The sequence below is a fragment of the Streptomyces sp. NPDC058221 genome (assembly GCF_042882365.1).
In the GTDB taxonomy this organism is placed as follows: domain Bacteria; phylum Actinomycetota; class Actinomycetes; order Streptomycetales; family Streptomycetaceae; genus Streptomyces.
On the sequence record NZ_JBHVWF010000100.1, the window covers coordinates 1 to 10,790 of the forward strand.

Annotated in this window: 8 protein-coding genes, 2 tRNA genes and 2 pseudogenes; 8 read left to right on the forward strand and 4 right to left on the reverse strand. The window is 71.1% G+C overall.

Annotated elements, in window-relative coordinates:
- Nucleotides 1-353: 353 nt before the first annotated feature.
- Nucleotides 354-767, reverse strand: coding sequence for an SsgA family sporulation/cell division regulator (locus ACFVW8_RS26945; RefSeq protein WP_003959770.1), 414 nt, complete (start codon nucleotides 765-767; stop codon nucleotides 354-356).
- 190 nt (nucleotides 768-957) lie between these two features.
- Here ACFVW8_RS26945 and ACFVW8_RS26950 point away from each other — a divergent pair, with 190 nt between their 5' ends.
- From ACFVW8_RS26950 to ACFVW8_RS26960, 3 genes and pseudogenes are all read left to right on the forward strand, one after another.
- Nucleotides 958-1,455, forward strand: coding sequence for a TIGR02611 family protein (locus ACFVW8_RS26950; protein ID WP_389694334.1), 498 nt, complete (start codon nucleotides 958-960; stop codon nucleotides 1,453-1,455).
- Between the two features lie 54 nt (nucleotides 1,456-1,509).
- A tRNA-Val gene (locus tag ACFVW8_RS26955) sits at nucleotides 1,510-1,581 on the forward strand.
- 249 nt (nucleotides 1,582-1,830) lie between these two features.
- Nucleotides 1,831-2,196 (forward strand): annotated as a pseudogene (locus ACFVW8_RS26960) (Tat pathway signal sequence domain protein); the annotation flags it as partial.
- A 37-nt stretch (nucleotides 2,197-2,233) separates the two neighbouring features.
- Here the strand turns inward: ACFVW8_RS26960 and ACFVW8_RS26965 are convergent.
- Entirely contained in the window at nucleotides 2,234-4,783 is a 2,550-nt protein-coding gene (locus ACFVW8_RS26965; protein ID WP_389694336.1) for an SCO7613 C-terminal domain-containing membrane protein, read from the reverse strand.
- Nucleotides 4,784-4,830: 47 nt separating this feature from the next.
- Here ACFVW8_RS26965 and ACFVW8_RS26970 point away from each other — a divergent pair, with 47 nt between their 5' ends.
- Together ACFVW8_RS26970 and ACFVW8_RS26975 are read left to right on the forward strand one after the other, a co-directional pair.
- Entirely contained in the window at nucleotides 4,831-5,277 is a 447-nt protein-coding gene (locus ACFVW8_RS26970; protein ID WP_389694338.1) for an SRPBCC family protein, read from the forward strand.
- A 39-nt stretch (nucleotides 5,278-5,316) separates the two neighbouring features.
- Nucleotides 5,317-5,388: transfer RNA gene (locus ACFVW8_RS26975), tRNA-Val, on the forward strand.
- A 67-nt stretch (nucleotides 5,389-5,455) separates the two neighbouring features.
- Here ACFVW8_RS26975 and ACFVW8_RS26980 read toward each other — a convergent pair.
- Nucleotides 5,456-6,181 (reverse strand): 3'-5' exonuclease, encoded by a 726-nt coding sequence (locus tag ACFVW8_RS26980; RefSeq protein ID WP_389694340.1) that lies wholly within the window; start codon nucleotides 6,179-6,181, stop codon nucleotides 5,456-5,458.
- 506 nt (nucleotides 6,182-6,687) lie between these two features.
- Between ACFVW8_RS26980 and ACFVW8_RS26985 the strand changes: the two are divergent.
- Both ACFVW8_RS26985 and thrS read left to right on the forward strand, forming a co-directional pair.
- Nucleotides 6,688-7,286 (forward strand): annotated as a pseudogene (locus ACFVW8_RS26985) (hypothetical protein); the annotation flags it as partial.
- Between the two features lie 77 nt (nucleotides 7,287-7,363).
- Nucleotides 7,364-9,340 (forward strand): threonine--tRNA ligase, encoded by a 1,977-nt coding sequence (thrS, locus tag ACFVW8_RS26990; protein ID WP_389694342.1) that lies wholly within the window; start codon nucleotides 7,364-7,366, stop codon nucleotides 9,338-9,340.
- A gap of 28 nt (nucleotides 9,341-9,368) precedes the next feature.
- On the opposite strand, the gene ACFVW8_RS26995 is transcribed toward thrS, so the two are convergent.
- Nucleotides 9,369-10,046, reverse strand: coding sequence for a potassium channel family protein (locus ACFVW8_RS26995; RefSeq protein ID WP_389694344.1), 678 nt, complete (start codon nucleotides 10,044-10,046; stop codon nucleotides 9,369-9,371).
- A gap of 66 nt (nucleotides 10,047-10,112) precedes the next feature.
- On the opposite strand from ACFVW8_RS26995, the gene ACFVW8_RS27000 reads away from it, so the two are divergent.
- On the forward strand, nucleotides 10,113-10,670 hold the full coding sequence (locus tag ACFVW8_RS27000; protein WP_145762438.1) for an HIT domain-containing protein: 558 nt from the start codon (nucleotides 10,113-10,115) through the stop codon (nucleotides 10,668-10,670).
- Nucleotides 10,671-10,790: the final 120 nt, after the last annotated feature.

Consider the following 10,790-nt stretch of genomic DNA (forward strand, 5'->3'; position numbering starts at 1 on the left):
GGCCTGCATCGCCCGGGACCGGCCTGCATCGCCCGGGACCGGCCTGCATCGCCCGGGACCGGCCCGCATCGCCCGGGGTTCGGCTACATCCGCCCGGGGTCCGGCCGCATCGCCGGGCCGGCCACATCAAGCCTGTCCGGCGATTGAGGACATCTCTGACATCGGCACGGGCGAGGCCGCGGCTGCACGCCGCGCAGTCCCCCGGGCGCCGGGGCCGGGCGGACCGGCGGACGCGGACCGGCGCCGTCACCACGGTGGATTCCGTGGTGACGGCGCCGGTTTCTGCCGTATGAGGTTGTCCGCGCGACGCCGTCTCCCCGAGTCGGACGGCGTCGTGCAGTTCTCGGCCTGGCTCAGCTCTCGGCCAGGATGTGTGAGAGCTCCGTATCGAGATCGAAGTGACGATGCTCGGTGCCGGGCGGAACCGCGGCGTCGGTCCTCTTCAGGAACGACTCCAGGGCTCTCGCCGGGGCCTCGAGCAGGGCTTCGCCCTCTGGGGAGCTCAGCGCGATACAGACGACGCCCTGGCCGTGACTACGGGATGGCCAGACGCGGACGTCTCCGGTGCCGGTGGGCCTGTGCAGCCCCTCGGCAAGGAGGTCGCGGGCGAAAACCCACTCGACCGTTTCCTCCGCTCCGGTGTGGAAGGTGGCGTGCACGGCATACGGATCGGCCGTGTCATACCGCAGGCCCGCGGGTACAGGCAGTGAGGACTCGCTCGACACAACGAGGCGCAGGTGCAGCTCGCAGCTGACCGTGGTGTTCATAAGCGCCAGGGCCTTTCGCTCAGTGTGCGCTCGGGGATTCGCACGTCGGCGAAATCGACATGCCACCTACGGTGGCGTTGTAAACCCCTCTGACCGTTTTGTGATCCTTCAGGTAGCTCGTACAGCGGTGTGTAACTTTGGGTGATGCGGCCATTCCGGTGACGACGAGCGTTCCGGTAGGTTGACCCCCATGAATGCGGAGAGTGACGAGCGGGACGGAGCCGCCGCACCGGCGGATCCGTCGCCCGCGACGGGGGACGTGGCAGGGGCGGGAGGCGTGACGGGGGACGTCGCGCGGGATGTGCCGGAGGGGGACCCCGGTCTCGGCTCCAGGGCGCCCGGATTCATCAAGGCCTCCAGGCCGCTGCACCTGAGCTGGCAGGTCGGGGTGTTCATCGTCGGCCTCGCCGTGGTGGTGGCGGGCATCATCATGCTGCCGCTGCCGGGCCCCGGCTGGCTGGTGATCTTCGGCGGCATGGCGATCTGGGCGACCGAGTTCGTCTGGGCCCAGCTGGTGCTGCGCTGGACGCGGCGGAAGGTCACCGAGGCAGCCAGGCGTGCCCTCGATCCCAAGGTCCGACGGCGCAATATCGCGCTCACCGTGATCGGTCTCGTGATCATCGCGGTGCTGGTGGGGATCTACGTGTGGAAGTTCGGAATCGTCATGCCGTGGAAGATCCACGAGTGACCTGGAGCCGGTCGGGGGGCACCGCTGACATGGGGTAATGTTTGGCGTGCGCCCGGGCGATTAGCTCAGTGGGAGAGCGCTTCGTTCACACCGAAGAGGTCACTGGTTCGAACCCAGTATCGCCCACCCCGGACCGACGGCTCGGAAGCTCGTTGAAGCTTCCGGGCCGTCGGCGTTTTCGCGTGCGCAGTTCAAGTGCTTCGACGATTTTCGTCCCGGCTTTTGACGCCGCACACGGCTCTTCCTGCTGCTGATCCGGAAAGCGCTTTCTAAAACGATTCAATCAACCTGACTGAATCAAACGCAGGGGCGGAGTCGCCGGCACGGGTCAAGGCCGGCGGCTACGCCGACCGGAAGAAGGCCGAGCAGGTCAAGGACATGCCGGAGTTCAAGGAGGCCTCCCTCGACTACTGCCGCTACTTCAATGCCACCAGGGCAGAACAGCAGGCCCGCTACGGCTCGGACTTCGGCAGCATGCTCCTCTTCCAGGGCCACGCGCGGATGGACGCCCACGCCGGCATGCAGAGCGGCGGCGAGAAGCTCGCCGCCCGCGCCTGGGAGAAGTTCCGCAACACAGCGACGGATACAAGGAATCCGCCCTGGAAGAACGAGAAGGTGAGCGGCCCGGTCACCACCGTCCCGGGCAGCGAAGTCAACTGGCTCTACAGCAACGGCACCGCACTGTACGGGCTCGCCGCCATCGAGAACCTCGCCCTCGTCGGTGACGGCATGCCGGCCTGAGGCCCGTGAGGGCGCCCCGGGCCGGTCCCGCGGGGTGTCACCGCATCCGGCCCAGGGCGTCCCGCAACCGCCGGGCGTCGCGCAGCCGCCTCTCATACGTCGCCCCCACCGCCAGCAGCAGCACCCCGGCCAGCGCCGGCGCCACCCAGCGCGGCATCGCACCCACCACCTGCACCACGTAGGGCGCCAGCTCGTGCAGGGCATCCAGCGCCAGCACCGCACCGCCCAGCACCAGCAGCGCCTGGAGCCGAGACCGCGCTCCCAGCAGCGTGATCACCAGCGCCGCCGCCCCCAGCAGCAGCGGCCGCAGCCACTGCGGATCGGCCCAGGCGGCGACGAGCGCCGGCACCAGCGTCACCGCCAGCCCCGCCCCGTACGCCGTCCACGACGACGCCGCGGCATCACGGCGCCGCCGCAGACCACCGATCACCAGCGCCGGAACGGTCACCGGCAGGGTGTACGCCTCCGGGGACGACACCCCGGACGCCGACAGCCGGACCCAGGCCGCCAGCACGAACAGTGCCGTCGCCAGATATCCCGCCACCGGCCGCCGCTCCGGGCGCAGTGCCGTCCCCGCCGCCAGCACGCCGCACAGGGACAGCACCAGAGCCAGGAACGGCAGGTCGCCCGCAGCCATGACCACGGCCGTCGCCGCCACCGCACCGCCGGTCAGTTCGACAGGCAGCGCCATCGCGCGCCCCTGCAGCGTGGCGCCCAGCAGCACCGTCACCACGGGCACGGCCAGCAGCAGCGGTGCCGCCCGATGGGCGGCAAGCCCCAGCGACGCACCGCACGCACCGGCCGGCACCGCGGCACAGACCACGGCCGCGCACGCCGCCACCGTCTGCACGGCCGCCGCCACCCGGTCGCGCCCCGACGCCCCGGCCACGCAGGTGTCCAGGGCCACCGCAGCCGCGGTGAACAGCACCAGCAGCGCCCCGAACACCGCATACACGGCCGGTTCGGATGCCAGCGACAGCAGCGCCACGCCCACCGCACCGACCGCCCCGCACACCGAGGCCGTCAGGGCCACCCCCTTCATCCCACGGCGCAGACCGCCCACCGCCACCGCGAACAGGGCGGCGACCAGCACCGACTGCACCGCGACGGCCATCGCGTACGAGAGGTCCAGCGCGGCGGGCAGCACCGCGAGGCCTGTCCAGCCGAGCACCGCGGCCGCCGCGCCCACAGCGCCCCGCGCCGAGGGACCGAGGCGGAACACCTGCCCGGCCGAGCGCAGCACGCCCTCCCACCAGCGGTACGCCACCGCGAGCACCGCGGCCACCGCGAGCAGCACGAGCGGTGCCGTGGTCAGCTCCGGCCACGGCAGCCCCGTCGCACCCAGCGCACCCCGGGCACCGCCCTGCGGCGCGCCCTCCCACACCCGCCCCAGCTGCGACACCGGACCCACCAGCGACACCGCGACCGGCGGCAGCGCGAACAGCACCGACCCCGCCGCCACCACTCCCGAGGCCCACGCCAGCCCCTGTCCGGCCGGACGCCCCACCGGAGCCCGCACACCGGCCAACAGCGCTCCTCCGCACAGCAGATACACCGGCACCACCCAGCTGCCGGACACGCCCGCCACCACCACCGAACCGGTGGCGGCCACGGCCGACAGACCGGCCACCAGCCCGCCGGCCACCGCGGCTCCTGACGGGGCGCGCCGGGCCCCGGACAGCGCGATCACCGAACCCGCCAGCAGCAGCGCGCCCGGCGCCACCGCGTCCGCCGGCCCATCGGCCGACAGCGACTCGACCAGTGCCACCAGCAGTCCCGCACCACCGGTCGCGCAGAGCCCGGCGCAGGCCGCCACCCGTACCGCAACGCCCTTGCCCCACACCGCGATCACACAGTCCATCGCCGCCGTTGCCAGCAGCACACCGGCGAAGACCAGGGCGCCCGCCCCCTCCGCCCACGCCCACAGCAACAGCGGCAACTGAGCGACCAGCACCGCGGCGGGCAGCGGCAGCCTCAGCCCGCCGAGCAGCAGCCCGTACGCCGTCCACAGCACCGCCAGCACCGCCGAAGCGGTCGCGGCGAAGCCGAGACCGCCTGCCCCGGGCAGCGCCACCTCGTGCAGCGCGTACGCGTCCAGCACCATCAGCACATAAGCGAGAGCCCCGAGCGCCTCGGCCGTCGAGGACAGACCCCGGCGCAGCAGCACCGCGGGCGCGGCCAGCGCCGCCAGCGTCACGGTCGCCAGGACCGCCGAGCGGCCGCTGATGCCCATGTGCCCCCAGCTCACCAGGGTGAACGCGATGGCCGCGACCGTCAGCAGCAGTCCGCCGAGGACGAGCAGCACATTCTGCGCACTGCCGGTGCGCGCCGGGGGAGCGGGAGCCCAGCCCGGAGCCGTGGAGGCCCCCCAGGGGCGGACCGCCGGTGAGAACGGGGGAGTGGGCGGCGTGACCGTCAGCGGGCCGGGCGTCTGCAGGGCAGTCACCAGCCAGGCGCGGCGGTGCAGCAGCTGGGACCGGCGAAGATCCAGCCCGGCGAGCTCACGGTCGAGGAGCGCCAATTCCTCGGCGGGCGGCGGCAGATGTTCCATGAACGCGAGTGTGGCGGCGGTCATGCGTTCGGACATGCGCGCGGATACTCAGTTCCCCGGCTGAGTATGCGCATCCTGGACCTATGAACTGGAGTCACTACCGATTTGTGAGCATCTGGGACCTCGCCGCCCCGCCGGCCGCCGTGTACGCGCTCCTGCAGCAGGTGGAGCAGTACCCCCAGTGGTGGCCGCAGGTGCGCGAGGTCACCGGCGTCGACGACACCTCGGGCACCACCCGGATCCGTTCGTTCCTCCCGTACGACCTCGTCACGACCATCCGTGAGAGCCGCCGCGACCCGCTCGCCGGGATCCTCGAAGTGACCCTCACCGGCGACCTCGACGGCTGGGCCCGCTGGACGGTCACCCCGGACGGGGCGGGGACGCGCGCGACGTACGAACAGGAGGTCGAGGTGCGCCGGGCGTTGATGCGGGTGCTCGCCGTGCCCGGCCGCCCGCTGTTCCGGGCCAACCACGCCCTGATGATGCGTGCCGGACACCGGGGGCTCGCCGCCCGGCTGGAAGCGGTTTGAACGACACCCGCCGAGCCCTGTATGGTTCAACCCGTTCCCGGGCGATTAGCTCAGTGGGAGAGCGCTTCGTTCACACCGAAGAGGTCACTGGTTCGAAACCAGTATCGCCCACCCCGGGAGAGGCCGGTCCGTCAGCGACATCGACGGACCGGCCTCTGCGTGTCCCGGACAGTTCCGCTCACGCGGCGGCGCGCAGCTCCGGACGCAACGGCCACGCCGGGTCCACGGTCTCCGGTGTACCGCTCCTGGTGAACCAGGCCTGCAGTCCGCGCGCCTGGGCCGCGTGCCACACCGCCTGCAGTGTGTGCAGCTCCGCCGGGGACAGCCGCTCCAGCCGGGTGGCGAACCGCCGCCCCACCGCCCGGACCACCTCCAGTGACGCCGCCGCATCGGCCGCCGCGTCATGTGCCCCGTCCAGCGTCACCCCGTACAGCTCGCACAGATCCGTGAGCGTGCGCCGGCCCTTGCGGTAGCGATCCAGGTGCTTGTCGAGCACCCGGGGATCGAGCACGCACAACGACGCGTTCCCCAGGTAGCCGGCCAGTGACGACGCCCGGTGCCGCTTCAGCTCCCGGTCCAGCAGCGTGAGGTCGAACGGCGCGTTCATCACCACCAGCGGCCGGCCGGCCGCGCTCTGCTCCGCCAGCGCCCGGGCTATCTCCTCCACCACCGGCGCCGGCCACCGCCCGTTTCGCTGGAGATGGTCGTCGGTCAGCCCGTGGATCTCCGTCGCCCCCACGGGCACCGGCACCCCCGGATTGACCAGCCAGCGGGTGACGCGCATCCGCCCGCCCGCACTGTCCTGGACGATGAGGGCGGCCGACACGATCCGGTCACCCTCCACGTCCACTCCCGTCGTCTCGGTGTCAAAAGCGGCCAGTGGCCCCTCGTACCAGTGAGTCATCCCCGAACTCCTCGCGCCCGAGCGGCAGATGGCGTGATTCCTCTGCCCGGTTCGGTGATACCCGCACCCTTTGCCTGATACGCCGTTTGCGGCCCGTCCGCTGCGGCGACAACACATATGACGGGGACGGAAGTTGGCAGACACCTCCGCGTCCGGCGCCTTCATCGGCACGGCCCGGAAGGCACACGGAGCCATGGCACTCGCGCAGCCCGAACCAGGGGCCCCTCCCGTGCCGGAGGCTACGGGGGGAGGGCTGCTGCCCCGGCGGATCGCACCGCTGCGCGGCACATTCGCCACCACCGCCTGTATGGAGACCCTCCAGGTGGGCTACTTGCACGCGGCCGCGGCGGGGTGCTCCCTGTCGCAGCCCTTCCCCGACAACGGCATCGACCGGCACGTAAGCCACGGAGCCCCCGGCCATGTCGTCGACGACGAGGTGACCATCAAGGTCCAGTGGAAATGCACCTACCGGATACCGGCTCGCCCACCCGGCGCGACGTTCGCCTTCCACGGGGGACATGGAAGCCTTCGACAGCGCCGTCACGCGGGCGTCAGCCGCGAACTGACCGAGGCCGTCGTCGCGCTCGTCCGCGGCTCCGAGGGCGCGGGGATCGCACGGGAGTGGGCGCCCGCAGCGGGAACCCCGGAGGGCTGCCCGGCACGCCCCGAAGCGGTGGAGTTCTCCCCGGGCGACCTGCCCGCGCTGCGCCGGGCGGGCGTCCGCTACCTCCGGGACGAACCCGCGGCCCCGGTTCGGGTCACCGGCGCCGTCGTACGCCTGCGCCGCTCCGGACCGCGCGGCGCCGGAATCGTACGGCTGCGGGTCCTGGCGGGCGCCGAGGTGCCGCTGGAGCTCGACGAGGAGGCGTACCCGGATCGCGGGCCACGCCCATCCGGTGGGGCTGCCGATAGGGGGGAGGGCCGGCTGGGGAGCCGGGGCGGATTCCGGCGGCTGACCAGGACCTCGCAGGTGGTTCCCGTGCAGGTCGACGACGCGGAACGGGACCGGCTGATGAAATCGCTCCAGGAGAATGTCGACCATTTCGAGGAGGCCTGCGCGGGCGAGCAGGGGTGCGGGGGCCGTCAGGAGCGGCCCTTTCGCTAAGGAGGCCGTCGGCTCGGTACGATTCCTCTTGCGTGCGCAGGAGGAATGCGCCGCACCCCCTGAGTCAGGAGAGACCGGTGTCAGACGTCCGTGTGATCATCCAGCGCGATTCCGAGCGGGAAGAACGCGTGGTGACGACGGGCACTACGGCAGCCGAGCTCTTCCCCGGCGAGCGCACCGTCGTCGCCGTCCGCGTCGCCGGCGACCTGAAGGACCTCGCTTACGTGCCCGCCGACGGCGAGACCGTCGAGCCCGTCCTGATCTCGTCCGAGGACGGCCTCAACATCCTCCGGCACTCCACCGCGCACGTCATGGCGCAGGCCGTGCAGGAGCTGCACCCCGAGGCCAAGCTCGGCATCGGCCCGCCGGTCAAGGACGGCTTCTACTACGACTTCGACGTCGAGAAGCCGTTCACGCCCGAGGACCTCAAGGCCATCGAGAAGAAGATGCAGGAGATCCAGAAGCGGGGCCAGAAGTTCTCCCGCCGGGTCGTGACGGACGAGGCGGCCCGCGAGGAGCTCGCCGACGAGCCGTACAAGCTGGAGCTCATCGGCATCAAGGGCTCCGCCTCCACGGACGACGGCGCGGACGTCGAGGTGGGCGGCGGCGAGCTGACCATCTACGACAACCTCGACCCGAAGACCGGCGAGCTGTGCTGGAAGGACCTCTGCCGGGGCCCGCACCTGCCGACCACCCGGTACATCCCCGCGTTCAAGCTGATGCGCAACGCCGCGGCGTACTGGCGCGGCAGCGAGAAGAACCCGATGCTCCAGCGCATCTACGGCACCGCCTGGCCCACCAAGGACGAGCTGAAGGCGCACCTGGAGTTCCTGGAGGAGGCCGCCAAGCGCGACCACCGCAAGCTCGGCAGCGAGCTGGACCTCTTCTCCTTCCCGGACGAGATCGGCCCGGGCCTGGCGGTCTTCCACCCCAAGGGCGGCGTCATCCGCATGGCGATGGAGGACTACTCGCGCCGCCGCCACGAGGAGGAGGGCTACGAGTTCGTCTACAGCCCGCACGCCACCAAGGGCAAGCTCTTCGAGAAGTCCGGCCATCTGGACTGGTACGCCGACGGCATGTACCCGCCCATGCAGCTCGACGACGGGGTGGACTACTACCTCAAGCCGATGAACTGCCCGATGCACAACCTGATCTTCGATGCGCGCGGCCGCTCCTACCGCGAACTCCCGCTGCGCCTCTTCGAGTTCGGCACGGTGTACCGGTACGAGAAGTCGGGTGTCGTGCACGGCTTGACCCGCTCGCGCGGATTCACCCAGGACGACGCGCACATCTACTGCACCCGCGAGCAGATGGCCGAGGAGCTCGACCGGCTGCTCACCTTCGTGCTGAACCTGCTCCGCGACTACGGTCTGACCGACTTCTACCTGGAGCTCTCCACCAAGGACCCGGAGAAGTTCGTCGGCTCCGACGAGGTGTGGGAGGAGGCCACCGAGACGCTGCGCCAGGTCGCCGAGAAGCAGGGCCTGCCGCTGGTTCCGGACCCGGGCGGCGCCGCGTTCTACGGCCCGAAGATCTCCGTGCAGTGCAAGGACGCCATCGGCCGGACCTGGCAGATGTCGACCGTGCAGCTTGACTTCAACCTGCCGGAGCGCTTCGACCTGGAGTACACCGGCCCCGACGGCACCAAGCAGCGCCCGGTGATGATCCACCGCGCCCTGTTCGGCTCCATCGAGCGCTTCTTCGCGGTGCTGCTTGAGCACTACGCGGGTGCGTTCCCGGTGTGGCTGGCCCCGGTGCAGGCGGTCGGCATCCCGATCGGTGACGCGCACATCCCGTACCTCCAGGAGTTCGCCGCCAAGGCCCGTAAGCAGGGGCTGCGGGTCGACGTGGACGCCTCTTCGGACCGGATGCAGAAGAAGATCCGCAACCAGCAGAAGGCCAAGGTTCCCTTCATGATCATCGCTGGTGACGAGGACATGGCCAACGGTGCCGTCTCCTTCCGCTACCGCGACGGATCGCAGGAGAACGGCATCCCGGTCGAGGACGCCATCGCCAAGATCGCCAAGGCTGTCGAGGAACGCGTCCAGGTCTGATCCGTGCCTTGGAGGGGCCCCCGGTGAGCTACCCGCCCGCCGGGGGCCCCTTTTCGTCCTCCCGCCGGAACACCTGGATCAGCCACGACGAGAACGAGCCCGTCACCGCGCCCAGCAGGGCCAGTCCGCAGACCATCAGGCCGGCCGCCACCACCCGGCCGGCCGGTGTCACCGGTGCGGCGTCCCCGTATCCCACCGTCGTGAGCGTCGCGCACGCCCACCAGACCGCGTCGCCGAAGGTCCGGATCGAAGCGCCCGGCGCCTCGCGCTCCACGCGGTAGACGGCGAGGGACGCCGAGAAGCCCAGCAGCACCGACGTCAGGCCGGCGTACGTCATCACGCGTGCGTACAGGCTCAGCCGGGGCTCGGCGCGGCGTTTCTGGACGGCCGTGTAGACCTTGACCATGCGCAGCGGCCGCAGGAGCGGCAGGACGAGGACCAGGGTGTCCAGCCAGTGCGCCCGGACGAAGCGGTGGCCGAGGCGGCTGAGCCGGATCCTGACGGCGTAGTCGACGACGAAGAGCAGCCAGGTGGCGCCGACCAGGGCGAGGGAGATGTCGCGCCACGGTTCGGCGTCGTGCGGGGCGAGGACGCGGGCCGCGTAGCCCAGCAGGAACAGCAGCGACGCGGCGAAGAGCGGTACCTCGGTGCGCTGCTCCCACCGGGTCAGGGCGGGCGGGGCCTGGGCCCGGGTGCGGTCGCTCATCGGCCAAGCATCGCGGTGCGGGTTCGGGTCCGGCCCCGGCGACACGCTCCGCGCGGGGTAAGCAATATGCTGATCGGCATGACGAGTGAGCCGGAGCAGCAGATCGGAGTGGGAACGCCCGACGCGTTCCAGCGCCTGTGGACGCCCCACCGGATGGCGTACATCCAGGGCGAGAACAAGCCGACCGGTCCGGAGGCCGGCGACGGCTGCCCGTTCTGTGCCATTCCGTCGATGTCCGACGAGGACGGGCTCGTCGTCGCGCGCGGCGAGAAGGTCTATGCCGTGCTCAACCTGTACCCGTACAACGGTGGGCATCTGATGGTGGTGCCGTACCGGCACGTCGCGGACTACACCGAGCTGGACGGTCCGGAGACGGTGGAACTCGCCGATTTCACCAAGCGCGCGATGACGGCGCTGCGTGCGGCGTCGGGTGCGCACGGCTTCAACATCGGGATGAACCAGGGTGCGGTGGCCGGTGCGGGGATCGCCGCGCATCTCCATCAGCACCTGGTGCCCCGCTGGGGCGGCGACACCAACTTCATGCCCGTGGTGGGCCACACCAAGGTGCTGCCGCAGCTGCTGGCGGACACCCGGAAGATGCTGGCCGACGCCTGGCCCGTCTGATCTGCTGACCCGTGTGGGGGGCCCCCGGGGGGCCCGGGGGGCCCCCCCCGGGGTGTAAGCCGGGGGGGGGGGGGGGGGTATAAACAAAAGAACCGGCCGCCCCAAGGAGGGGGGGAGTTA

What these genes read in the sequence shown, in the direction of transcription:
- ACFVW8_RS26945 (WP_003959770.1), bottom strand. Translation starts at nt 767, where the DNA reads ATGAACACCACGGTCAGCTGCGAGCTGCACCTGCGCCTCGTTGTGTCG.
- ACFVW8_RS26950 (WP_389694334.1), top strand. Translation starts at nt 958, where the DNA reads ATGAATGCGGAGAGTGACGAGCGGGACGGAGCCGCCGCACCGGCGGAT.
- ACFVW8_RS26965 (WP_389694336.1), bottom strand. Translation starts at nt 4,783, where the DNA reads ATGTCCGAACGCATGACCGCCGCCACACTCGCGTTCATGGAACATCTG.
- ACFVW8_RS26970 (WP_389694338.1), top strand. Translation starts at nt 4,831, where the DNA reads ATGAACTGGAGTCACTACCGATTTGTGAGCATCTGGGACCTCGCCGCC.
- ACFVW8_RS26980 (WP_389694340.1), bottom strand. Translation starts at nt 6,181, where the DNA reads ATGACTCACTGGTACGAGGGGCCACTGGCCGCTTTTGACACCGAGACG.
- ACFVW8_RS26995 (WP_389694344.1), bottom strand. Translation starts at nt 10,046, where the DNA reads ATGAGCGACCGCACCCGGGCCCAGGCCCCGCCCGCCCTGACCCGGTGG.
- ACFVW8_RS27000 (WP_145762438.1), top strand. Translation starts at nt 10,113, where the DNA reads ATGCTGATCGGCATGACGAGTGAGCCGGAGCAGCAGATCGGAGTGGGA.